The sequence below is a fragment of the Streptomyces altiplanensis genome (assembly GCF_053591575.1).
Map to the genome: position 1 here is coordinate 1 of NZ_JBSFUB010000078.1, position 22,455 is coordinate 22,455.

Below are 22,455 nucleotides of genomic sequence, written 5' to 3' on the forward strand. Positions count from 1 at the left end.
CGGGTAGGGGCCGTCAGCGCCGCCTCCCCCCGGCGGGCCGGCGCGGCGGCGGCCGCCGCCGCGACGGGCTGGACGGCCGCACCGATGACGGCCGGCCCCCTGCTGAGCGTGGCCGCCGGCTGCGTGCTCGTCCCCGCCGTATTCGTCCTCACCGGACTCGCAGTGAGAGCTCCGGAAGTCGTTCACCTGCTGGCACTCACCCGACAGAGGTTCCGTCATGGCCGCTGACACGGCGATCCGTAGCGCCGAACGTCCCGCACCCCGACCCCGCTCGGCCCGCCACCCGGCCGGCCCCTCCCAGCCGTGGATCCTGATGTACCACTCGGTGGGCGATCCGACGGGCGACCCGTACGGCATCACCGTCGCCCGCGACCGGCTCGACCGGCAGCTGGGCTGGCTGCGGCGCCGAAGACTCACCGGCGTCGACGTCGGCACGCTGCTGCGCGCCCACGCGGCCGGCCGCTCCCGGCACCTGGTCGGGCTGACCTTCGACGACGGGTACACCGACTTCCTCCACGAGGCGCTGCCGGTGCTGCGCCGGCACGCGTGCACGGCGACCGTGTTCGTCCTGCCCGGCCGGTGCGGCGGCACCAACGAGTGGGACCCGCTCGGCCCGCGCAAGCGGCTGATGACCGAGGAGGACATCCGGTCGGTCGCGGCGGCGGGCATGGAGATCGGCTCGCACGGCCTGTACCACCAGCGCCTGGCCGGCCTGTCCGACGACGCCCTCCACCAGGAGACGCGCCGCAGCCGGGAGCTGCTCCACGAGATCACCGGCACCGCCCCCGAGAGCTTCTGCTACCCGTACGGCATCGTCGACCGCCGGGCCGCCGACGCGGTCCGCGCCGCCGGTTACACGTACGGCCTCGCGATCGACCCCGGCCCGCTGCTCGGTCCGTACGCCCTGCCCCGCACGCACATCAGCCACGCCGACCGGAACCTCCGGCTGTGGGTGAAGCGCCTGCGCCACCGTTTCGCGCCGCCCGGGGACGCCCGGTGAAGGCCCTGCACATCATCACCGGACTCGGGGTGGGAGGAGCCGAGCAGCAACTGCGGCTGCTGCTGCGCCACCTGCCCGTGCGCTGCGACGTCGTGACGCTGACCAACCCGGGGGCGGTGGCGGACGGCCTGCGCGCGGACGGCGTCCGGGTCACGCACCTGGGGATGAGGGGCAACCGGGACCTCAAGGCGGTGCCCGCGCTGGTCCGGCTGATCCGGCGGGGGAAGTACGACCTCGTCCACACGCACCTGTACCGCGCCTGCGTCTACGGGCGGGTCGCCGCACGCCTGGCCGGGGTCACCGCCACCGTCGCCACGGAACACTCGCTGGGGCACGCGGAGATCGAGGGCCGCCCGCTCACCCCGGGCGCCCGCGCGCTGTACCTGGGGACCGAACGCCTCGGCTCGGCCACCGTCGCCGTGTCCGCCACCGTCGCCGGGCGGCTGCGCGACTGGGGCGTACCGGCCGCGCGGATCCACGTCGTACCCAACGGGATCGACGCGGCCCGCTTCCGCTTCGACAGCGCGCGCCGCCTCGCCACCCGCGCGCGGCTGGGCGTCCCCGCCGACGCGTTCGTGGTGGGCGGCGTGGGCAGGATCGTCCCCGGCAAGCGGTTCGACGTGCTGGTCCGCGCGGTCGCCGCCCTGCCCGGCGCCTGGCTCCTGCTGGCCGGCGACGGCCCCGACGCGGACGCGCTGCGCACCCTCGCCTCCCGGCTGGGGGCCGCGGACCGGATCCGCTTCCTCGGCGAGTGCGACGCCCTCACCGCAGACGGCCCCGCGCCCGGGCCCGCCGCCCCGGCCGCCGCGACCTGCGCCGGCGGCGTCCTCACGGCCGAAGCCGCCCCCCACTCCACCGGTGCGCCCCGCCCCGTGCCGCGCACCACCGTGCCCCGCACCACCGCCTCCCGCCCCGCCGGTACGCCGCCCGCCGCCGCCCGCCGCCCCCGTGTGTCCCGCGGCGGTGCCACCGCCCCCGGCATCCCGGACCTTCTCTGCGCCATGGACACCTTCGTATCGGTGTCCCGCGAGGAGGCTTTCGGCCTGGCCGTCGTCGAGGCGCTGGCCGCCGGGCTGCCCGTACTCCACAGCACCTGCCCCGCCATCGACGACCTGCCCGCGGGCCAGTCGCCCGGCGCCCGGCGCATCAGCGGCGACGCCGGCGAGCTGACGGCGGCCCTGCGGCGGCGGATGGAGGGCGGAAGGCGCCGGCTGCCGCCGCCCCCGGCCGTCGGCCACTACGACATCGCCCGCAGCAGCGCACGCCTCATGGACGTGTACGCGCACGCCCTCACCCTCCCTCCCTCCTCCCCGTCCTCGACCAAGAGAGCACGCCAATGACCGAGTCGCCCGAGCCGCAGCCCGCCGCCCCCGGACGGATCAGCCGGCTCCGCGCCAGGATCACCGGCATCACCGGCACCGTCCTGAGCGTCCGGATCCCTCCGTTGCCCGTCTGGTGGCCCTTGCCCGTCTGCGCACTCCTCGGCACGGTGTGCGGAGTCTCCTACGGCGCCCTCAAGACCCCGGAGTACACCGCCACCAGTTATGTCGTCGCCGTTCCCGGCAAGGGCATCGAGCCGACCGTGGCCCTCGGCTACGCCCAGGCCTACGGCCGGATCACCACCAGCGAGTCCACCCTGGCGTACGCGCGCGTGGCCGCGGGGATCTCGCCCCGGGCCCTCCGCAGCCAGGTGCGGACCGAGACGTCCCCCGACTCGCCGATGATCGCGATCACCGGCACCGCCACCAAGCCCGCCGTGGCCGCGGACATCGCCAACGCCGTCGCCGACGCCGTCTTCGTCAGCAGCAACCACGTGTCCAAGAACACCGGCGTGAAGCTGCTCGTCTTCTCGCAGGCCATCGCGCCGGCCGAGCCGGCCTCCCCCTCCGCCGGGATCGGCGCGGCCGTCGGCGGGTGTGCGGGCGGGCTCGTCGGCGGGCTGGCCCTCCTCGTACGGCCGCGGCTTCCCCGCCGGACCACGTCCGCCCCGGTGCCCGCCCCCGCCGCCGCCCCCGCCAACGCCGAGCGGGAGCTGGTCTGATGGCCGGCGACCGGCGGGGCACCACCGTCACCCTGTGCCGCGACCCCGGGCGGTTCGCCGCGCTGCGGGAGGAGTGGGACGCGCTCCACCGCCGCTGCGCCGCCGCCACGCCGTTCCAGAGCCACGCCTGGCTCCACTCGTGGTGGCTCTCGTACGGGGCGAACGGCCTGCTCCGCGTCGTACTGGCCCGCCGCGGCGGGCGGCTGATCGGCGCGGCGCCGCTGATGCTCGTGCACCGCCCGATGCCGCTGCTCGTGCCCATGGGCGGCGCGATCTCCGACTTCTTCGACGTACTCGTGGACGACGAGGAGGCGAGGAGCGCGATCACCGCACTGGAGCGCGGACTCGACCGCGCCGCCCGCCAGGCCGTGATCGACCTGCGGGAGGTGCGCCCCGGAGCGGCGGCCGAGACGCTGTACGAGTCCTGGACCGGCGCCCGGAGCCGCCTCACGGACTCGACCTGCATGGAACTTCCCGCCGAGCCGATCGACGGCCTGGTCAAGCGGATGCAGAGCAGCCGGGCGCAGCGCGTACGGGCCAAGCTGCGCAAGATCGACGCGCTGGGGATCGAGGCCCGCACCGTGGCGGAGCACGAAGTGCCCGGCGCCGTCGGCCGCCTGCTGCACCTGCACGGACTCCAGTGGCGGGGCCGCGGGGTGAACGTCGAGCACCTCAGACCGCGCTTCGCGGAGCACCTGGTGCGCGCCACGCGCCGGATGCTGGGGGACGGCGACGCCGCGGTCACGGAGTTCCGGCTGGCCGGCGAGGTGGTGGCCGTGAGCATGACCCTCCAGTCCGGTCTCCTGTCCGGCGGCTACCTGTACGGGGCCGACCCCGGCCTGCGCGACAGGAAGGTGGACGTGGCGACGATGCTGCTGCGCCACGAGGCGCACCTGGCCGCCGGCTCGGGCCGCGGCGTGCTGAGCCTGCTGCGCGGGTCGGAGCCGTACAAGAACCAGTGGCACCCCGAGACGGTCACCAACCAGCGGCTGCTGCTGGCCCGGTCCGGCATGGAACCCCTGCTGCGGGTGCGCGAGTCGCAGGTGACCATGCGGGACCGGGCCGCCGAGACCGTGAGCACGCGGTTCCCCGCGGCGCGTGACTGGCGCGACCGGCTGAACAGCTGGCGGGCGGACGGCGTCGCTAGAACAACAGCCGGTCCGTCGGCGGGGGCTTCACACAGAACCTGAAGTCCGGCACCCACTGGTTGATCCAGTTGCCCAGCTTCACCGGCGCGCACCAGTTGCCGGAGTTCGGCTCCCGCGGCGCTTCGGCCGGTGCGGGCTTGTCGGGCTTGGTCTCCGGGGGACCCGCCGGAGTGGGCGCCGGGGCCGGCGCGACCTGCCCCGGCGTCCCGTACAGCTTCGAGCGGAACACCTCCGACGACTGGGGGTTCTCGTCGCACTGCCAGACGCCGTGCGGGCAGTAGTCGGTGATCGTCTGGTAGAGCGGCTTGTGCCGGGCCATCCAGTCGAGCATGCGGCTCATGTACTCGGGGTTGTCGCCGTTGCGGAACAGCCCCCACTCGGGGTACGAGATCGCCTTGTTGTGGGCGGCGGCGAAGTCGACCTGCGCCTGGAGCCCGTACGGCGCCGACACCTGCTCGTCGAACGTCTCGCCGGGAGGCTGGTCGTACGAGTCCATGCCGATGATGTCCACGACGTCGTCACCGGGGTAGCACTCGGTCCACGGAATGGCGTCCACCCCGCGGTTCGGGGCGAAGTCGAAGCGGAACTTCTGGCCGGGGACGGAACGCATCGTCTTGACGATGCGCTTCCAGTACGCCTTCCAGGCATCGGGGTCGGGCCCGCAGCGGTGCGTGTACGTGGTGCCGTTCATCTCCCAGCCGAGGACGATCACGGTGTCCTTCGCGCCCAGGTCCACCAGGCGGTTGGCCAGGGTCCGGTAGTGCTCGTCGTAACTGCCGGCGGCGCCCTCCTGCAGCAGGTCGCGGACCTCGTCGTCGGGGACGCGGTCCTCGTTCCGCTCCAGCATGGGCACGTTGAGCACGAGCATCCGGTCGTCCGCACCGCGCCGCCACTCGGCCCAGGGGCGCAGGAACTCGGGACGGCCCTCGATGTTCGACCAGAGATCGCCCGGCAGATAGGTGTGCCCGACCGTCAGCTCCGCACCGCCCAGCCACTTCGACAGCTCGGCCATGCGCTCCACGCCGTCGGGCCCGTAGTGGAGGTACGCGCCGATGGCGGTCGGGCGGTTCTCCGGCGTGGCGGGGGCGGGAACGGGGGGATCGGTGGGTGCTCTGTCCGCCGCCTCCGCTCCGAAAACACCACTGGCGACGATGAGACTTATGGCAACCGTCCCGATGCAGGTGCCAGTGAGACGGCGCCGCTTGGACATGACTCCTCCTGGTAACTGTCGCTCGTACCGATATGAACGACAGTAAGCAGAAAGTCTTATTAATGAGCTGTCCGCATGCCCGTCAGTAGGCCATTGGCGACAGGGCCCTCCCGAAACGCAGCCACTCGGCTGAAATGCGCGAAGCCGGCACGACGGCGACGCGACGCCTGCGCGACACCGTGCGGCCCAAGGCCGGCCGGACCTCGGACCGCACGGTTTCACGGGTGGTTCTACGAGTGGTTTTACGGGCGGAGAGGACCCGCGCCGGGCCGGATCAGGACACGTCGAAAGCGAAAGGCAGGGCCCGGACGCGGTTGTCGAAGTTGGAGTCGACCAGATCCGGAATTCCCACTGCCCTCAGATCGCGCGGCCTGGTGAGCAGTTCGTGGAAAAGGGCCTTCATCTCCTGGCGCGCCAGATGCGCCCCCAGGCAGTAATGCGGCCCGCCGCCCCCGTATCCCAGATGGGGATTCGGGTCCCGTGTGATGTCGAAGACATCGGGATTCGTGAACACCGCTTCGTCGCGATTGGCCGAGGCGTAGAAGAGCACCACCTTTTCTCCTGGGAGGAACTCGCGTCCTCCCAGGACGCATTCGGTCGTGACCGTCCGGCGGAACTGGATGATCGGTGTCGAGTGACGGACGATCTCGTCCACCGCCCCGTCGGCGTACCGGTCGAAGTCGGACATCAGCAGGGCGCGCTGATCCGGGTGGTCGGTCAGGAGCGCCAGCCCGTGGGCGATCGCGTTGCGCGTGGTCTCCACCCCGGCGACGAGCAGCAGGGAGAAGAAGGCGCCGAGCTGGCGGGAGGAGAGCGCCTGCCCGTCGATGTCCGCGCACACCAGCGCCGAGATGAGGTCGCCGGTGGGGTGGCGGCGGCGCTCACGGGCGAGTTTCGCCATGACGAGCTGCATGTGCGCCAGGGCGCGCAGCCCCCGTCCGGGCACCCGCAGCCGGGCGCGCACGCCGCGGTTCACGCCGACGTTCTCGGACGCGTGGTTGACGCGGTCGGCGATCTCCGGGCGGTAGCGCTCCGGGATCCCCATCAGGTTGCAGATGACCTCGAACGGCATGCGGGAGGCGACCGAGGGGACGAAGTCGCGCGGCTGCCCGGCGATCATCTCGTCCACCACGCGTCTGGCGACCTCGTGGATGTCCTCCTCCGCCGTGGCGAGCAGGCGCGGCGTGAAGGCGCGGGAGACGATCTTGCGCATCGTGGCGTGCTCGGGACCGTCCATGTTGACCATGGAGTTCCCGAACACGGCCTTCGCCCACGCGGCCGGCTCCGGAGTGGTGACGCCCGGAGCGCTCGCGAACTGGCGGGGCTGCCGGCTCGCCTCCGTCACGTCCGCGTGCTTCACCAGCGCGTAGAAGCCTTTGCCGCCCTTGCGGGGGCTGCCCGTGCCCTCTCCGAAACGCACCGGGGCGTCGAGCCCGCGCAGCAGCGCGAAGGCCTTCAGCCGCTCGGAGCGCGGCAGCTGCCAGAACGACGGATCGGCGAGGTCGGCGTTCTGCTCCCGCAGCATGTGCTGCGTGGACGCCTGCGTCGGGATTTTCATCTCACACCCTTCTGGAGCGCGGGCGGTCGTGCCGACCCGGGCCGGTTGCTGCGGACAGGTGAACTTTGCCCTGATGTGGGCCCTCAGTCCGTTCTTGTGCTGAAACGGCGTGTCTGCGAAGCGAGAACCGTTTCACCGCCGGGTCGTTGTCAAGGAAGGAGCACGCGCACACCGCGGGAGCGGACCGACACGAAGGACGAGAGGTGCCCGGCATGGGACTGATCACGCGCAGGACCGCGGCGACCGTGCGAGCGGGTTCCCTGACACGCCGTGTCCTGCTGCGCACCGCCTTCGCGGCGGGCGTGATCGCGGGCACGGCGGGGGCGCTCGCCCCGGTCCTCGCCAGGAGCCCGGGGACCGGAGCCCGCCCGGCCCGGGCGGACCGCCCGGTGGACGTTCCGGCGAAGGGCCCGGCCCCCGCACCGGAGCGGTTCACCGAGACCTACCGGGGCCGGCACATCCAGGGGACGGCCGGCGGCCCGGCGCCCGTGAGGCGGGCCGGCGGGACCGCCCACCCGGGACACACCGGCGACGCCACGGCCGTCGTGGCCCTTCCGGACGACGTCGAGGTACGCATCGACGGCCGGCCGCTGCACATCATGCGGCGCGCCGACGGCAGCTATCTGAGCGTGGTCAACCACTACGAGTCGTTCCCGACGCTGCTCGCCGCGGCCCGTGCCGCAGTCGACGAGCTGGGCGACGCCCAGCTGTCGGTGTCCCCCACGCACAGCCTCTGACCCGGGAGGGCCGACAGTGGTGTACACCCGAAAGAACCAGCGAGATCTCACCCGTACGGAGAAGAAGCGCCTGGTCAACGCCTTCCTGGAGCTCAAGCGCTCAGGTCGGTACGACGAGTTCGTGGACCTGCACGGCCGGTTCTACGTCTCCGACGGCGAGGACGGGCCGCGTCCCAGCCATATGAGCCCCTCCTTCCTCCCGTGGCACCGCCGGTTCCTCCTGGAGTTCGAACGCGCCCTGCGGGCCGTCGACCCGGGGGTGTCGATCCCGTACTGGGACTGGACGAAGGACAACACCCCCGCCGCGTCGCTGTGGGCGGAGGACTTCCTCGGGGGCGACGGCCGGTCCGGCGACTGGCAGGTGATGACGGGGCCGTTCGCCTACGCCAACGGGAACTGGACCATCAAGGCACAGATCGGCGAGAGGAACTTCCTCACCCGCAACCTGGGCCGCCCCTCCGCCCCGGTCTCACTGCCCACCCGGCAGGACGTGGACCACGCGCTGCGCGACCCGCTCTACGACGCGGCGCCGTGGGACTCCACCGCGACCGGTGGCTTCCGGAACAAGCTGGAGGGGTGGGAGGTCAAGGGGTCGGCCACCAGGACGCACAACCACAACCGGGTCCACCGCTGGGTCGGCGGCCTGATGATGAGCGGTTCCTCGCCCAACGATCCGGTCTTCTGGCTCCACCACGCCTTCCTGGACCTGCTCTGGGACCGCTGGCAGAAGGCGCACCCCGGCTCCGGCTACCTGCCGCGCGAGAAGCTGCCCGCGTCCGATCCGCAGCACGGGCGGGTCTTCAGCCTCCACGAACCGATGCCGCCGTGGAACGCGACGCCCGCGCAGCTCCTCGGTCATTCACGCGTCTACCGCTACGCCTAGCGGGCACCCGGCCGCCCTAGTCCGCCGCCTTGACCGCGCAGAAGGTGGTGGTGAGGGTGGAGGACTTCGCTCCGGCGTCCGCCGACGGCTCCGGGCAGCCCCCGCCCGGAGCCGCCGGCGGCGGGACCGCCGCCGGTCGCGGGCCCTGCGGCGCGACCCGGTCGGCCGGGGCGCCGACCTCCCTCGGCTCGTCGAGCAGCACCGTCAGCCCGTACCCCGCCACCACCAGCACCGCCCAGGCGAGCACCAGGAAGGTGCGCACTTCCGGCCCCTACTCCTTCTCGAGACGCGCCGGAAGGTCGAAGAGCGGGAACCACCGCTTCGTGTCCAGGAAGGACGTGATCCCGCTGACCTTCCCGTCCACGATCTCGATGACCATGAGCGCCCACGGTTCGAAGCTGCCGTCGCCCGACTGGCTCGGGTGGTAGTGGGCGAAGGCCGGCGTGCCGTTGGCCACGACCGGCACCAGCCTGGAGCCCCGGCAGACCTCGCCGACACCCAGCATCCAGCCGACGATGTCGTCGTGGCCCTGGAGCCACAGGTCGTACGGCGGCATGGACAGCGTCGCGTCCTCGTGGAGCAGCGCGGTCAGGGCGGCCATGTCGTATCCCTCGAAGGCCGCGACGTACCGCTCCAGCAGTTTCCGCTGCTCCTCGTCCAGCGGGTCGGCCGCGTCCGTCTCCTGCGAGCCGTGCTCGGCGATCGTCGCGCGGGCCCGCTGGAGCGCGCTGTTGACCGAGGCGACCGAGGTCTCCAGCAGCTCCGCGACCTCGCTCGCCTTCCAGGCCAGCACCTCGCGCAGGATCAGCACCGCCCGCTGTTTCGGCGGCAGGTGCTGGAGCGCGGCGACGAAAGCGAGGCGCACGCTCTCGCGCGACACGGCCGTCTCCGCCGGGTCGGCCACCGAGGGCAGCACCCGCCCGTCCGGCACCGGCTCCAGCCAGGTGATCTCGGACCGGGCGTTGAGCGCGGCCTGGGCCACCGGCGTCGCGGCGGTGAGGTCCATCGGGCGGGCCCTGCGGTTGCCCGCGCTGAGCATGTCGAGGCATACGTTCGTCGCGATGCGGTAGAGCCACGAGCGCAGCGACGACCGCCCCTCGAACTTGTCGAAGCTCCGCCACGCCCGGACCATCGTGTCCTGCACGGCGTCGTCCGCCTCGAAGGCGGATCCCAGCATCCGGTAGCAGTAACCCGTCAGCTCGGTCCGGTGCTTCTCCAGCCGGGAATCCAGGTCCTGCGTCGTCACGACATCGCTCATCGGCTCCACCCCACTCGCCGCCTTTGGCACCAGCACTTCGGAAGTTACCGGACGCCACTGACAATCAGGGGCGGGCCGTGAAAACCGGTACGGCCGAACGGACTTCAGGCCCGTGCCACGTCACCCGCCCGGCGCGTCCGCACCGCCACGAGCTGCCGCTGCTCGACCCGGGCCACCCGGCTCCCGTACAGCGTGATCGACACGACGCCGCCCACCGCGACCAGGCCGAGGAGCACCGTGCCCGCCCAGCCCCCGGCGTGGAAGGCGACCGCGCCGAGCGTGCCGCCCGCGCTGCTGCCCAGGTAGTACGCCGACTGGTAGAGCGCGGACGCCTGCGCGCGCCCGGTCTTCGCCGTACGGCTCACCGAGGACGACGCCACCGCGTGTCCCGCGAAGAACCCGGCGGTGATCAGCACCAGGCCCGCCAGCACGGCGCCCAGCGCGTCGGCCACCGAGAGCAGCAGACCGGCCGTGGTCGTCGAGACCGCCAGGTACAGCGCGCCCCGGCGGCCCATGCGGGCGACCAGCTTTCCGGCCGCCGCGGAGGAGACCGTACCGACCAGGTAGACCAGGAAGACCGAGCCGATGACGCCCTGCGGGAGGCTGAAGGGAGCCTCGGCCAGCCGGTAGCCGATCACCGTGTAGACGGCGCCGAAGACCGTCATGAAGAGGGCGCCGATCGCGTACAGCCGCAGCAGCAGCGGGTCGGCCAGATGACCGCGGACGGTCTTCGCCAGCGCCCCGGGCCTGAGCGAGCCGGGCGTGAAGTGGCGGGCCTTCGGCAGCATCAGCCGGAACACCACCGCGCACACCACGGCCAGCAGGCCGACCGCGGCGAGCGCCGCACGCCAGCCCCACAGCTGGGCCGCCCAGCCGGTGACGATGCGGCCGCTCATGCCCCCGATCGAGTTACCGGCGACGAACAGCCCGATCGCGGCGACCAGCGCCTTCGGCCGCACCTCCTCCGCGAGATAGGCCATCGCGGAGGCCGGCAGACCGGCGAGTGCGGCGCCCTGCACGGCGCGCAGCGCCACCAGCCACTCCAGCGAGGGCGCGAACGGCACCAGCACCCCGACCACGACGGCGACCGCCAGCGAGACCGTCATCATCCGGCTGCGCCCGAAGCGCTCGGAGAGCGCGCTCAGCGGCAGTACGAAGAGGGCCAGCGCGCCCGTGGCGGCCGAGACCGTCCAGCTGGCGGCGCTCGCGCTCACGCCGAAGTCGGCGGAGATCAGCGGCAGCAGCGCCTGGGTGGAGTAGAGGAGGGCGAAGGCCGCCATCCCGGCGGCGAAGAGCGCGAAGCTCATGCGGCGGTAGCCGGGGGAGGAGGGAGCGAGACGGGAGTCGGTGTCGGCGACAACGGCGTCGGCGTCCACAGGGGTGGTGGACGCCTTGGTACTTGCAGGAGGCATACATGGAACGTAGACACAGCAAGTTCATGCGTCCAATGCACAAACCCGAGATAATCAATCCCATGGTGCATAACCCGAGCTCACGGCCCCGCCTGTCACCCAGCAGTTACGAAGAAGACATCCAGCAGGTACTCGCGCCGCGCCTCGCCCACTTCGCGGCCGTCGCCCGCCACGAGCACGTGACCCGCGCCGCCCACGAGTTGGCCGTCCCCCAGTCGACCCTCTCGCGCGCCATGGTCAGGCTGGAGGAGGACCTCGGCGTCGCCCTGTTCGCCCGCAAGGGCCGCACGGTCTCCCTCACCCCCGCCGGCCGCACCTTCCTCACCACCGTCGAGCGCGCGCTGGCCGAGGTCGAGCGGGCCGCGGACTCGGTACGGGCCGACGCCGACCCCGCGACCGGCAAGGTCGCCTTCGGCTTCCTGCACACCATGGGCTCCGAGACCGTCCCCGCCCTGCTCCGCGCCTTCCGGGCGGACCACCCGCGGGTCCGCTTCCAGCTCGTCCAGAACTACGGCGAAGCCATGATCGAGCGGCTGCGCGCCGGCGACCTCGACCTCTGCCTGACCTCGCCCGTCCCCGACGCCCCCGACCTGGTCGCCCGCCGCCTCGACGAGCAGCGGCTTCGCCTGGTCGTCCCCGACGACCACCGCCTGGCCACGCGCAAGCGGGTGCGCCTCGCGGAGGCGGCCGACGAGGCGTTCGTGACCCTCGAACCCGGCTACGGACTGCGCCGCATCACCGACGACCTGTGCGCCGAGGCGGGCTTCAAGCCACGCGTCGCGTTCGAGGGCGAGGAGGCGGAGACCCTGCGCGGCCTGGTGGCGGCCGGCCTGGGCGTCGCGCTGCTGCCGCCGCCCGCGGTGGCCCGCCCCGGCGTCAGGGAGCTGACCGTGACGGCCCCGCGCGCCGTACGCGAGATCGGTGTCGCATGGCTGGACGGCCACCCGGACACGCCCCCGGTGGCGGCCTTCAAGCGCTTCCTGCTGTCCCGCAGGGGCCACCTGCTGCCGGAGTGAGCCCGGAGTGGGCAGGGCCCGGCGGAGTACGGGTCACGGGCTGACGGCGAGCACCAGGTAGGCCGCCAGCAGCGACAGGTGCACGCCGCCCGTGAGGGGAGTGGCGCGCCCCGGCACGATGGTCAGCGTGCCGACGGCCACGGTGAGCGCGAGCAGCACCATGTGGGTGGCGTCGAGCCCCAGCAGCAGCGGCCCCGTCATCCAGACGGACGCGACGGCGACCGCCGGAATGGTCAGGCCGATGCTGGCCATGGCCGACCCCAGCGCCAGGTTCAGGCTGGTCTGCACCCGGTCGCGCCGGGCGGCCCGTACGGCGGCGATCGACTCCGGCGCCAGCACGAGCAGCGCGATCACGACACCCACCACCGAGGCCGGCAGCCCGGCCGCCGCCACCCCCGCCTCGATCGTCGGGGACACCCCCTTCGCCAGTCCGACCACCGCGACCAGCGACACGGCCAGCAGCCCGAGACTGATCAGCGCGACCCGCCGCGTCGGGGGATCGGCGTGGTCCTCACCGTCGATCACCTCGCCCTGGGTGGTGACGGGCAGGAAGTAGTCCCGGTGCCGCCAGGTCTGCGTCATCACGAACAGCCCGTAGAGCAGTACGGCCGCGAACGCCGCGAAGACGAGCTGGGCCGGGCTGAACTCGGGGCCGGGAGCGCTGGTGGTGAACGTCGGCAGCGCCAGGCTCAGCCCCGCCAGCGTCGTGACGGTCGCGAACGCCGCGCCCGTCCCCTCCGCGTTGAACACCGCCACCTTGCGTTTGAGCGAACCGACGAGGAGGGACACCCCGACGATGCCGTTGCAGGTGATCATCACGGCCGCGAAGACGGTGTCCCTGGCCAGTGAGCTGTTCTTCTCGCCGCCACCGGCCATGAGCGTGACGATCAGGGCGACTTCGATGACCGTCACGGCCACGGCCAGGACGAGCGAGCCGAACGGCTCGCCCACCCGGTGGGCCACCACCTCGGCGTGGTGGACGGCCGCGAGCACCGAACCGGCCAGGAAACACGCCAGCAGCGCCACCACGAGTCCCGGCAGGGACCGCCCCCAGGTGAAGACCAGCAGCACGACGGCCAGCACGGGCACGGTCGTCGGCCAGTGCGCCGCGCGGGCGCGGACCATACGCATCATGCCTTCGACCCTGACAGAGCCTCGTGCGGGGCGCGCGTCGTACGGCGGGCGGGACGTGAGCGGCGCTAGCGTCGAAGCCATGCCTACTCCTCCCACTCCGCCCCCCGCCCGCTACACGGTGGAGATCAAGCCCCGGACGGCCGACGCCGACGGCCACCCCGACCACGGATCCACGCTGCGCACGGCGGTCGTGGAGGCGACGGGCGAGACGAGCGTGTCGGGTTATCCCCATTACGAGGGCGACGGCGTGGCGGCCGACATCGATCCCCGTACGCGCGCGGTGGAGGCGATCACGCTGGACGGCGGCGAGCTGCCGTACGGCTGGACCGCCGAGGTCTCACCGCCGGAAGCGTGAGCGGCGCCCCGCCCGCCGGCTACCGCCGCAGCGCCTGCCCGAAGCCGGAGGCGAGCGGCATCCGCAGTCCCAGCGGCGGCGGCGCGGCGAAGGCGTCGGCCACCGGCCGGGCGTACCCGCGGCCGAAGAGCGTGCCCAGGACGAAGTCGGCCGCCAGCGCCAGCACTTCCGGGCGGTGCTGGCGCAGCGCGTGGCCGTCCGAGTGGACCTCGAAGCGGCAGATGTCGCGGTTCGCCTTCTTGGCCCGCTCGGCCAGCCGGTACGACAGCTCGGGATCGGTACGTTCGTCGTTCGTGCCGTGCACGATCAGCACATGACGCCCGGCCAGCTGCTTCACCGGCTCCTCGGCCGCCGCGACGTCGTCGTCCGGCAGCCAGGGCGCGATCGCGAGCACGGAGGTGACGGCCGCGTGGTCCGCGGCGTGCAGCGCGGCGCGCCCGCCCATGTCGATCCCCGCGAGACACACCGGCACGTCGCCGTAGCGCCGTACGACCTCGTCCACCGCCCACCGCGCGTCGGCCGCGAGCCGCGCGTCCGCGCCGTTCCAGCCGCGGCCCCGGTAGCGCACGACATGGGCCACGAGCCCTTCGCCCCGCCCCGCTGCGGCCAGGGTCCGCGCCAGCGGCCGCACACCGGCGTGCGCCAGCGGGGACGGCCGGCGCGCCGACACCGGCTCGCCGGCCGGAAGCAGCAGTACGACGCCGTTGACGCACACCGCGCGGTCGCCGCCCCCGGCCGCCGCGACCGCTCCGAGCGCCCGGCCCAACCGGGCCCCGGAAACCGGGTTTGCTTGCTGTGCCATGACAGAACAGTCTCAGAAGCTCAGGTGTACTCCACCCGTACGCAGGGTCACTGTTACGTATCGACAGGCGCGATCTACGCGCGTAGGCGCTAGAGTGCCCAGATGACGAGCGAGACCCTCAACGCCCCCACAGCGAGCCAGATCCGCCGCGCCCCGAAGGTGCTGCTCCACGACCACCTCGACGGCGGTCTGCGCCCCGGCACGATCATCGATCTCGCCCGCGAGGCGGGTTACGAAGCCCTTCCCGAGACCGACGCCGACAAGCTCGGCATCTGGTTCCGCGAGGCCGCCGACTCCGGTTCGCTGGAGCGCTACCTGGAGACCTTCGCGCACACCTGTGCCGTCATGCAGACGCGTGACGCGCTCTTCCGCGTCGCCGCCGAGTGCGCCGAGGACCTCGCCGAGGACGGTGTCGTCTACGCCGAGGTCCGGTACGCCCCCGAGCAGCACCTCGAAAAGGGCCTGACCCTCGAAGAGGTCGTCGAGGCCGTCACCGACGGCTTCCGCGAGGGCGAGCGCCGCGCGAGGGCGAACGGCCACCGGATCCGCGTCGGCGCCCTGCTGACCGCCATGCGGCACGCCGCCCGCGCCCTGGAGATCGCCGAACTCGCCAACCGCTACCGCGACAACGGCGTCGTCGGCTTCGACATCGCGGGCGCCGAGGCGGGCTTCCCCCCCACCCGGCACCTGGACGCCTTCGAGTACCTCAAGCGAGAGAACAACCACTTCACGATCCACGCCGGTGAGGCCTTCGGTCTCCCCTCCATCTGGCAGGCGCTCCAGTGGTGCGGCGCCGACCGGCTCGGTCACGGCGTACGCATCATCGACGACATCGAGGTCGCGGCCGACGGCAGCGTCACGCTGGGCCGCCTCGCCGCGTACGTGCGCGACAAGCGCATCCCGCTGGAGATGTGCCCGACGTCCAACCTCCAGACGGGCGCGGCCGACTCCTACGCCGCGCACCCCATCGGGCTGCTGCGCAAGCTGCACTTCAGGGCCACGGTGAACACCGACAACCGGCTGATGAGCGGCACCAGCATGAGCCGCGAGTTCGAGCACCTGGTCGACGCCTTCGGATACACGCTCGACGACATGCAGTGGTTCACAGTCAATGCGATGAAATCAGCATTCATTCCTTTCGATGAACGCCTCGCCATGATCAATGACGTGATCAAGCCCGGATATGCCGAGCTGAAATCCGAATGGCTGTTCCGGCAGACCGTCGCGACCAGCGGATCTTCCTCCGTCTGAAGTCGAGCGCACTGCTTCGGGGGCGGCCGGGAACGACGGTTCCCGGCCGCCCCGGCGTGTTTGCGGCGGAGTCGGGGCGTGGCTAGCTTGCAGAGCCGCTCACCCACCCCACCCCGTCGCAAGGACGTCTTCCCCATGAAGCAGTTTGCCGCCAAGACTCTCGGCGTCGCCGCCCTCGGTGCCGCCTTCGCCGCTGCCGCCGTCGGCAGCGCCTCCGCGGCCGAGCAGGCCGCCCCGGCCGTTCCCGACGTGGCCACCGCGCTGTCCACGGTGACCTCGGTACTGCCCGTGCAGGAGGCCGGCAACAACCTCCCCGCCGGAGCCCCCGAGGCCCTGGCCGCCGGCCAGAACGCGCTCGCCGGAACCGTCGCCGCAGCGCCCGTGCCCAAGCCCCTGGCGGACAGCGGAACCAACCCGGTCCAGAGCCTGCTGGGCGGCCTGCCGGCCGGCCTGCTGCCCGCCGTCTGATCCCGGGCACCCGCACAGCGCACGCGCAAGGGGCGCGCACCGGATACGGATCCGGTGCGCGCCCCTTCCGTGTGCGCGGAAGCCGCGGCGGACTACCAGGCGGTCTTCGCGCTCTCCTCGGAGGGCAGGAACACCCACAGCGCCAGGTACAGCAGGAACTGCGGTCCGGGCAGCAGGCACGAGAGCACGAAGATCACTCGCATCGTGGTCGCGGAAGTGCCGAAGCGCCGTGCCAGCGCAGCGCACACTCCACCGATCACTCGGCCGTTACGGGGGCGGACAAGGGCTGTCATGGCGGGCTCCTCGCGAGCTGGTCCGGGGGTCACTTCCGGTGTGCCTCCCGGTACCTCCATACTGCTGGCGCAGACCGGTCCGAAGCGTCGCTCTACGGGGCGATCCCGACCCTGGGAATCGTCGGGGTGGGCCCCTGAGGGGCCTCCTCCCGCAGGACGGCCCCGCCCGGCACCCGCTCCTGCTTGCGGCGCAGCCGGGCCCGCCCCACCGGTACGACCGTCAGGTGCGCCAGCGCGACCCCGGCCGTGTTCAGCAGGACCGAGTCCACATCGACGACCTGGCCCGGCACCCCGGTCTGGAGCAGCTCGATCGCCAGCGAGAACAGTCCCCCCGCCAGGGCCGTACGGGCCAGGGAGGCCACCGGCGAGACGGAGAGCCGGCCCCCCGCCATCGGCAGCAGTACGCCCAGCGGAGCCAGCAGCAGAAGCCCCTCGCAGATGCGCCGCGCCGCCGGGGCGGGGCCGAGCGCCAGGTACGCCTCGATGCCGGCCAGCGGATGGAAGTTCGGTGAGGTCACCCACGGGACGTCCAGGGGGCGCAGCGTCAGCCACCCGACGAGCAGCAGGTGCGCGAGGAGGAGGAGTCCTCCCGCCGCGCGGAAGCGGATGATGACGGCGCTGCCGTCCGAGCCATGACGCACGCCTTCCAAGACGCGGTCACCGGCACGTTCGGTTCCGCCCCGGGCAGCGGTGTGACGAGCCGGACCCGCACATCACCCGGACGGGCCCGTGCGGACCGGCGGGGCGGGCCGGGGCGGTACGGCCGGCAGCCGGGACGGATCAGCGCGAAGGGAGGATCTCGCCGAGGGCGGGCACCGACTCGGGACGGGACTTCAGCGCCGCCGTGCACCGGTAGGCGCGCACCGGGTCGCCGGAAGGGCCGCCGAGCACCACGGACCGGTCGGACCCGGACGCCGCGCTGTCCGCGTACGTGCAGACGATCTGCGCCAGCGCGTGCGTGGGCAGGTCCTCGGGCTGGCTGCTGAGCCGCAGCGCGCCCCGGGGGTCCCCCTTGCGCGCCCCGGAAACGGCCAGTGTCTCCCGTACGTCCGTGGTGAACCCCGCCTGCTTCTCCTCGTCCGAAGGCTCCTTCTGGAGCTCGTCGAGGAGCGTCTGCGCGACCCGCACCCGGCCGGACACCGGTTTCTCCCCGGGGGTCCGCACCGCCCGGTCCACCGGGACCAGCTGCGCGCCGCAGATCAGGTACACCTGGAGCGGAATGCCGGGGGCCGCCGGGGAGGAGGCGTCCTCCGCCGACAGCTCGCACGGCACCCGGGACGGTGCGGCGCCCGCCTCGACCGGCACCGAAGTGGTCCTGATCCCGCACCCGGCGAGCACGGCGCAGAGCGCGGCGAGGCCCACGAGACGGGACGGCCCGCGCTTCACTGTTCTTCGCACTCCTCGCCCTCCCTCACGCCGTCGTTCTCCTCGCCGTCCGCGGACCGCGACACGTCGAGCGGCAGCTGCAGCACGAAGACCGCGCCGCCCTCGGCCGAATTCGCCGCGGTGATGTCCCCGCCGTGGATGTGCGCGTTCTCCATGGCGATGGAGAGGCCCAGCCCACTGCCCTCGGAGCGCGGCCGTGACGCGCTCGCCTTGTAGAAGCGGTCGAAGACGTGCGGCAGTACGTCCTCGGGGATGCCGGGACCGTGGTCCCGTACCTCGATGACCAGCTCGTGGCCGACGGTCCGCACCGACACCCGCACCGGGGAGCCGCCGTGCTTGAGGGCGTTGCCGATCAGGTTCGCCAGGATGACGTCCAGGCGGCGCGGGTCGAGGCGCGCCATGATGCCGCGCTCGGCGTCGAGGTCCACCGCGTCCAGCCACGCGCGGGCGTCGATGCAGGCGGTCACCTGGTCCGCGACATCGACGTCGTCGAGGACGAGACGGGCCGTACCCGCGTCGAAGCGGGTCACCTCCATCAGGTTCTCGACGAGGTCGTTCAGGCGCCGCGTCTCGCTCACCACCAGGTGCACGGCGGGCGCGATCATCGGGTCGAGGTTGTCCGCCTCGTCCTCCAGGACCTCGGCCACCGCGGTGATCGCGGTCAGCGGGGTGCGCAGCTCGTGCGACATGTCGGCGACGAAGCGCCGGCTCGACTCCTCCCGCGCGCTCATGTCCGCGACCTTCTTCTCCAGCGACTCCGCGGTCCTGTTGAACGTCCTTGACAGGTCGGCCAGTTCGTCCGTGCCCGACACCCTCAGCCGGGTGTCGAGCTTCCCCTCGCCGAGCCGCCGCGCCGCGTCCCCGAGCCGCTGCACGGGCTTGAGCACGGTCGTCGCGGCCGCCTGGGCGAGCAGCGTGGAGCCCAGCAGCGCGAGCGCGGTGGCGATCGCGAGGGACCAGGCCAGCGAGTTGAGGTCGTCGCGCTCCTGCTCCAGGGAGGTGACCATGTAGCCGGTGGGCCCGCCGCCGATCACCTTCGTGCCCGCCACCAGGAGCGGCTTCCCCCTGGGACTGACGCGCACCCAGTAGAGGTGGTACGGGAACTCGTTGGCGTCCGTGACCTTCTGCCGCCGGTTCACCGCGTCCTGAAGCTCCTGCGGTACGTCGTCGAGCGTCAGGGTGTCGATGTCGGAGGTCCCGGCGATCGGCTTGCCCGCCGCCCGCTCGTCCACCAGGAGCACGCTGTAGCCGGGACTGCCGCCGGCCGCCATCTGCGCGGCGGCGGCCTGGAGTTCGGCCTGCGTCGGGTGCATCGGCAGCGTGGCCGCGCGGCTCTGCATCTCCTGCCGGAAGTCCTTGAGGGCCGCGTCCTGGGTACGGGTCAGCACCGCCTCGCGGTTGAGCCAGTACGCGATGCCCGACGCGGAGACGGCGGCCGTCAGCGCCACCAGGGCGAAGACGACGACGAGCCGCAGCCGCAGGCTGGTCAGACGCAGCCCCGCCAGCAGCGTCCTGCGGGAAGCAGCGCTCACGAAGGCGAGTCCAGCCGGTAACCGACGCCCCGGACGGTACGGATGAGCGTCGGCGACGACGGTACGTCCTCGACCTTGGCCCGCAGCCGCTGCACGCACGCGTCGACCAGCCGCGAGTCGCCGAGGTAGTCGTGCTCCCACACCAGCCGCAGCAACTGCTGGCGCGACAGGGCCTGCCCGGGGCGGCGGCTCAGCTCCAGCAGCAGCCGCAGCTCGGTCGGCGTGAGCTGGAGGTCCTCGCCGTTCTTGGTGACCGTCATGGCGGACCGGTCGATGACGACGCTGCCGAAGACGGCGGCGTCGTTGGCCTCCCGCTCGCCCCGCCGCAGCACCGCGCGGATACGGGCGTCGAGGACCCGTCCCTGCACCGGCTTGACGACGTAGTCGTCGGCGCCCGACTCCAGGCCGACCACCACGTCGATGTCGTCGCTGCGCGCGGTCAGCAGGATGATGGGCAGCTGGTCCGTGCGCCTGATGCGCCGGCACACCTCGAATCCGTCGATGCCGGGCAGCATCACGTCCAGCACGATCAGATCCGGCCGCTGCTCGCGCAGCAGCCTCAGGCCGTCTTCTCCCGTCGCCGCGGTGGCCACTCGGTGGCCCTGGCGTGACAGGGAGAGTTCGAGGGCCGTGCGGATGGCGTCGTCGTCCTCGATCAGCAACAGGAAAGGCACAGAGGTCATTCTGGCCCATGGGGGAGGAGGAGTTCGACAGTTGGGACGCTCCCTTCCCCTGTGACAGGGCTGTGACAGTCGGCGGACACCGTGATGAAACTGCCCGGGCAAGCTCATTGGCACACGGACAGCGACGGACTCCACCGACGGGGGGCGCGAGATGAACGCACTGCACAGCACCAACTCCAGCGCAGTTGTCACGCGTCTCCACGACGTCACGAGGAACACCGAGAAGTCCGGTGCCGCCGGGCGGGGGTGCGCTCGCGGCACCGGGCGTCAGCGCACGCAGGCCATGCATGTGGCCGCGGTGCCCGACGTGTCCGCGGGCAACGACGGGGGACACGGGGGAGCGGCGTACCGGGAGGTCGCAGGGGGAGGGGCTCCGAGGCCGGAGGCGGAATTCACCGCCTACGTCCAGGAGCGCCGTGCCTCCCTGTACGCCACCGCCTACCACCTGACCGGCGACCGGTTCGAGGCCGAGGACCTGCTGCAGAGCGCCCTCTTCTCGACGTACCGCGCCTGGGACAGGATCAGCGACAAGGCGGCGGTCGGCGGCTACCTGCGCCGCACGATGACGAACCTGCACATCAGCGCCTGGCGCAGGCGCAAGCTCAACGAATACCCGACCGAGGAACTGCCGGAGACGGCGAACGACACGGACGCGATGCGCGGCACCGAGCTGCGCGCCGTGCTCTGGCAGGCGCTCGCCCGGCTGCCCGAACTCCAGCGCACGATGCTGGTCCTGCGGTACTACGAGGGCCGCACCGACCCGGAGATCGCGGACATCCTCGACATCAGTGTCGGCACGGTCAAGAGCAGCATCTGGCGTTCACTGCGCCGGCTGCGCGAGGACGAGGCCCTCAGCTTCGGCCGTGACGAGGAAGAGTCCTTCGGCGAGCTGGTGGCCTGAAGGCACGAGGGGGGGACGGGGGGAGCGGGGGCCGCGGTTTCGGGGGAAACCGCGGAAGCTCACGGGGGAGACACAGCGGGGTCGGGCGGGCCGGGGGGTCCTGTCCGGCCCCGCTGCACGTCGTTGCGGCGGTCGCGGGCGGGGCGTGCCCGAAGCCCGAAGAGCGGTGGCGCTAGCGCACCGCGGGCGCCCGGCAGCGGCCCGCGGCCGCCGCGGCCAGCCGGCCCAGCGCCTCCTCCGTGCCGCAGGGATGTGCCCCGAGCGCCGCCTGGCGCCCCACGATCGCCCGCTCGGCCCGCATCAGCCGCCAGCCCCTGCGCAGCAGGAACGGCACCGACTTGCGGCCCTCCCGCAGGTCCCGGAGCAGCCGCCGCCTGAAGGTCGTCGTGGGACGCCCGCGCAGGCAGAGCGCGTCCGCCAGTACGCCCAGTTCCTGGCAGCGCGCCACGATGTCCGCGGCGAAGATCCCCTCGGCCACGAACAGGGGCGTGCGCTCGATGTCGAGCGCTTCCCTGTCCACCCGCGCGCTGGCGGCGATGTCGTAGACGGGGACGGTCGTACGCCCCGTACGGCACAGCTCCTCGATCGCCGCGACGGCGGCGTCCGCGTCCCAGGACAGCGGGGAGTCCCAGTCGATGTCCGTACCCCCCACGACCTGCGGGAGCGTGGGGTCGTCGCCCTCTTTGTAGAAGTCGTCGAGGCGCAGCACGGGCAGGCCCGAGCGGGCGGCGAGCGACGACTTCCCGGAACCGGAGGGGCCCGTAAGCAGAACGACGCGCGTGGGTATGGGGGATGAGCTCACAGGGGACAAGTGTGCGGCATGGACCCCGACGGGGGATCCCGCCGGGTACTTCTTGGTATCAGCATCACATCTCAACTACGGTGCGTGCTCTCGTGGTTACTCAATCGGACGGGAATCCCATGGCACGTCACACCTCTTCCGGCTCCCAGCGGCGCGCGCTCCTGCGCCTCGGCCTCGCGGTCACGGCCGCCGGCGCGGCCCTCGCCGCGGGCGGCGGCGCGGCGCAGGCGGCCGGGGCGCCGCCGGAGGGCTCCGGCGCGGCGGCCACGGGCCGGGCCCTGGCCGAAGGACTCGGGCACGCGGCCGCCGGCGGGGCCGCCCCGGTCAAGACCCTCCCGCTGAACCCGATGGCCGGGACGGGGGTGGACCCGCTGGACAACTCGGTGGGCACCCGGGTCGCCGGCTTCGAGCCGGTCGGCACCGCGGCGGTCACCGCCCCGCTCACGCGGGGCGACGCGCTCCAGGACCTGCCGGCGGCGGGGCCGGCGACGGACCTCCTCCCGGGCTGACCCGCCCACCCGGACACACGGACGCCCGCCCACCCGGACACACGGACGCCCGGACGCCCGGGCACACGGACGCCCG

25 protein-coding genes and 1 pseudogene are annotated in these 22,455 nt (G+C 72.7%); 13 read left to right on the forward strand and 13 right to left on the reverse strand.

The genetic code is table 11. The features are described from left to right. The 5 genes and pseudogenes from ACWD0Y_RS27265 to ACWD0Y_RS27285 all read left to right on the forward strand — a co-directional run. Window positions 1-228, forward strand: a pseudogene (locus tag ACWD0Y_RS27265) (virulence factor MviN); the annotation flags it as partial. Then, entirely contained in the window at window positions 218-1,000 is a 783-nt protein-coding gene (locus ACWD0Y_RS27270) for a polysaccharide deacetylase family protein (protein WP_450262978.1), read from the forward strand. The pseudogene ACWD0Y_RS27265 and the gene ACWD0Y_RS27270, both read left to right, overlap by 11 nt. After that, window positions 997-2,340 (forward strand): glycosyltransferase, encoded by a 1,344-nt coding sequence (locus ACWD0Y_RS27275; RefSeq protein ID WP_450262979.1) that lies wholly within the window; start codon window positions 997-999, stop codon window positions 2,338-2,340. The genes ACWD0Y_RS27270 and ACWD0Y_RS27275 overlap by 4 nt, the downstream gene beginning before the upstream one ends. Next, the gene (locus ACWD0Y_RS27280; protein ID WP_450262980.1) at window positions 2,337-3,041 is read left to right on the forward strand and encodes a lipopolysaccharide biosynthesis protein; all 705 of its coding nucleotides are present in this window, start codon (window positions 2,337-2,339) and stop codon (window positions 3,039-3,041) included. Before ACWD0Y_RS27275 ends, ACWD0Y_RS27280 begins: the two co-directional genes overlap by 4 nt. Further along, on the forward strand, window positions 3,041-4,231 hold the full coding sequence (locus ACWD0Y_RS27285) for a GNAT family N-acetyltransferase (protein ID WP_450262981.1): 1,191 nt from the start codon (window positions 3,041-3,043) through the stop codon (window positions 4,229-4,231). Before ACWD0Y_RS27280 ends, ACWD0Y_RS27285 begins: the two co-directional genes overlap by 1 nt. Here the strand turns inward: ACWD0Y_RS27285 and ACWD0Y_RS27290 are convergent. Both ACWD0Y_RS27290 and ACWD0Y_RS27295 read right to left on the reverse strand, forming a co-directional pair. Continuing rightward, window positions 4,185-5,399: a glycoside hydrolase family 26 protein gene (locus ACWD0Y_RS27290; protein WP_450262982.1), complete on the reverse strand. Its 1,215-nt coding sequence runs from the start codon at window positions 5,397-5,399 to the stop codon at window positions 4,185-4,187. The genes ACWD0Y_RS27285 and ACWD0Y_RS27290 overlap by 47 nt on opposite strands. A gap of 274 nt (window positions 5,400-5,673) precedes the next feature. After that, window positions 5,674-6,957 (reverse strand): cytochrome P450, encoded by a 1,284-nt coding sequence (locus tag ACWD0Y_RS27295; RefSeq protein ID WP_450262983.1) that lies wholly within the window; start codon window positions 6,955-6,957, stop codon window positions 5,674-5,676. A 212-nt stretch (window positions 6,958-7,169) separates the two neighbouring features. Here ACWD0Y_RS27295 and ACWD0Y_RS27300 point away from each other — a divergent pair, with 212 nt between their 5' ends. Together ACWD0Y_RS27300 and ACWD0Y_RS27305 are read left to right on the forward strand one after the other, a co-directional pair. Further along, window positions 7,170-7,694, forward strand: coding sequence for a tyrosinase family oxidase copper chaperone (locus ACWD0Y_RS27300; protein WP_450262984.1), 525 nt, complete (start codon window positions 7,170-7,172; stop codon window positions 7,692-7,694). A 19-nt stretch (window positions 7,695-7,713) separates the two neighbouring features. Continuing rightward, window positions 7,714-8,577, forward strand: coding sequence for a tyrosinase family protein (locus ACWD0Y_RS27305; RefSeq protein ID WP_450263008.1), 864 nt, complete (start codon window positions 7,714-7,716; stop codon window positions 8,575-8,577). 16 nt (window positions 8,578-8,593) lie between these two features. Here the strand turns inward: ACWD0Y_RS27305 and ACWD0Y_RS27310 are convergent, their stop codons facing one another. From ACWD0Y_RS27310 to ACWD0Y_RS27320, 3 genes are all read right to left on the reverse strand, one after another. Next, complete coding sequence (locus ACWD0Y_RS27310; protein ID WP_450262985.1) at window positions 8,594-8,839, reverse strand: hypothetical protein; 246 nt, start codon at window positions 8,837-8,839, stop codon at window positions 8,594-8,596. Between the two features lie 9 nt (window positions 8,840-8,848). Further along, window positions 8,849-9,835, reverse strand: a complete 987-nt coding sequence (locus ACWD0Y_RS27315; RefSeq protein WP_450262986.1) for a sigma-70 family RNA polymerase sigma factor — start codon at window positions 9,833-9,835, stop codon at window positions 8,849-8,851. A gap of 104 nt (window positions 9,836-9,939) precedes the next feature. Further along, the gene (locus tag ACWD0Y_RS27320) at window positions 9,940-11,247 is read right to left on the reverse strand and encodes an MFS transporter (RefSeq protein ID WP_450262987.1); all 1,308 of its coding nucleotides are present in this window, start codon (window positions 11,245-11,247) and stop codon (window positions 9,940-9,942) included. Between the two features lie 62 nt (window positions 11,248-11,309). On the opposite strand from ACWD0Y_RS27320, the gene ACWD0Y_RS27325 reads away from it, so the two are divergent. After that, entirely contained in the window at window positions 11,310-12,263 is a 954-nt protein-coding gene (locus ACWD0Y_RS27325; RefSeq protein WP_450262988.1) for a LysR family transcriptional regulator, read from the forward strand. Between the two features lie 33 nt (window positions 12,264-12,296). On the opposite strand, the gene ACWD0Y_RS27330 is transcribed toward ACWD0Y_RS27325, so the two are convergent. Then, window positions 12,297-13,397 (reverse strand): calcium:proton antiporter, encoded by a 1,101-nt coding sequence (locus tag ACWD0Y_RS27330; RefSeq protein ID WP_450262989.1) that lies wholly within the window; start codon window positions 13,395-13,397, stop codon window positions 12,297-12,299. Window positions 13,398-13,476: 79 nt separating this feature from the next. Between ACWD0Y_RS27330 and ACWD0Y_RS27335 the strand changes: the two genes are divergently transcribed. After that, complete coding sequence (locus ACWD0Y_RS27335) at window positions 13,477-13,752, forward strand: hypothetical protein (RefSeq protein ID WP_450262990.1); 276 nt, start codon at window positions 13,477-13,479, stop codon at window positions 13,750-13,752. Between the two features lie 19 nt (window positions 13,753-13,771). On the opposite strand, the gene ACWD0Y_RS27340 is transcribed toward ACWD0Y_RS27335, so the two are convergent. Continuing rightward, window positions 13,772-14,554: an alpha/beta hydrolase gene (locus tag ACWD0Y_RS27340; protein ID WP_450262991.1), complete on the reverse strand. Its 783-nt coding sequence runs from the start codon at window positions 14,552-14,554 to the stop codon at window positions 13,772-13,774. 102 nt (window positions 14,555-14,656) lie between these two features. Here ACWD0Y_RS27340 and ACWD0Y_RS27345 point away from each other — a divergent pair, with 102 nt between their 5' ends. Then, the gene (locus ACWD0Y_RS27345) at window positions 14,657-15,805 is read left to right on the forward strand and encodes an adenosine deaminase (protein WP_450262992.1); all 1,149 of its coding nucleotides are present in this window, start codon (window positions 14,657-14,659) and stop codon (window positions 15,803-15,805) included. 135 nt (window positions 15,806-15,940) lie between these two features. Beyond that, entirely contained in the window at window positions 15,941-16,273 is a 333-nt protein-coding gene (locus ACWD0Y_RS27350; RefSeq protein ID WP_450262993.1) for an ATP-binding protein, read from the forward strand. Between the two features lie 92 nt (window positions 16,274-16,365). Here ACWD0Y_RS27350 and ACWD0Y_RS27355 read toward each other — a convergent pair whose 3' ends face one another. The 5 genes from ACWD0Y_RS27355 to afsQ1 form a co-directional block, all read right to left on the reverse strand. Continuing rightward, the gene (locus ACWD0Y_RS27355; RefSeq protein ID WP_450262994.1) at window positions 16,366-16,566 is read right to left on the reverse strand and encodes a PspC domain-containing protein; all 201 of its coding nucleotides are present in this window, start codon (window positions 16,564-16,566) and stop codon (window positions 16,366-16,368) included. A gap of 92 nt (window positions 16,567-16,658) precedes the next feature. After that, window positions 16,659-17,207, reverse strand: coding sequence for a VanZ family protein (locus ACWD0Y_RS27360; protein WP_450262995.1), 549 nt, complete (start codon window positions 17,205-17,207; stop codon window positions 16,659-16,661). Between the two features lie 139 nt (window positions 17,208-17,346). Next, on the reverse strand, window positions 17,347-17,964 hold the full coding sequence (locus tag ACWD0Y_RS27365; RefSeq protein WP_450262996.1) for a hypothetical protein: 618 nt from the start codon (window positions 17,962-17,964) through the stop codon (window positions 17,347-17,349). Next, complete coding sequence (locus ACWD0Y_RS27370) at window positions 17,949-19,484, reverse strand: sensor histidine kinase (protein WP_450262997.1); 1,536 nt, start codon at window positions 19,482-19,484, stop codon at window positions 17,949-17,951. Before ACWD0Y_RS27370 ends, ACWD0Y_RS27365 begins: the two co-directional genes overlap by 16 nt. Next, complete coding sequence (afsQ1, locus tag ACWD0Y_RS27375; protein WP_176710271.1) at window positions 19,481-20,158, reverse strand: two-component system response regulator AfsQ1; 678 nt, start codon at window positions 20,156-20,158, stop codon at window positions 19,481-19,483. Before afsQ1 ends, ACWD0Y_RS27370 begins: the two co-directional genes overlap by 4 nt. A 160-nt stretch (window positions 20,159-20,318) precedes the next feature. Between afsQ1 and ACWD0Y_RS27380 the strand changes: the two genes are divergently transcribed. Beyond that, the gene (locus ACWD0Y_RS27380; RefSeq protein ID WP_450262998.1) at window positions 20,319-21,068 is read left to right on the forward strand and encodes a SigE family RNA polymerase sigma factor; all 750 of its coding nucleotides are present in this window, start codon (window positions 20,319-20,321) and stop codon (window positions 21,066-21,068) included. Window positions 21,069-21,240: 172 nt separating this feature from the next. Here ACWD0Y_RS27380 and ACWD0Y_RS27385 read toward each other — a convergent pair whose 3' ends face one another. Then, the gene (locus ACWD0Y_RS27385) at window positions 21,241-21,870 is read right to left on the reverse strand and encodes a uridine kinase family protein (protein WP_450262999.1); all 630 of its coding nucleotides are present in this window, start codon (window positions 21,868-21,870) and stop codon (window positions 21,241-21,243) included. 119 nt (window positions 21,871-21,989) lie between these two features. Between ACWD0Y_RS27385 and ACWD0Y_RS27390 the strand changes: the two genes are divergently transcribed. Continuing rightward, window positions 21,990-22,379 (forward strand): hypothetical protein, encoded by a 390-nt coding sequence (locus ACWD0Y_RS27390; RefSeq protein ID WP_450263000.1) that lies wholly within the window; start codon window positions 21,990-21,992, stop codon window positions 22,377-22,379. The last annotated feature ends 76 nt before the right edge of the window (window positions 22,380-22,455 follow it).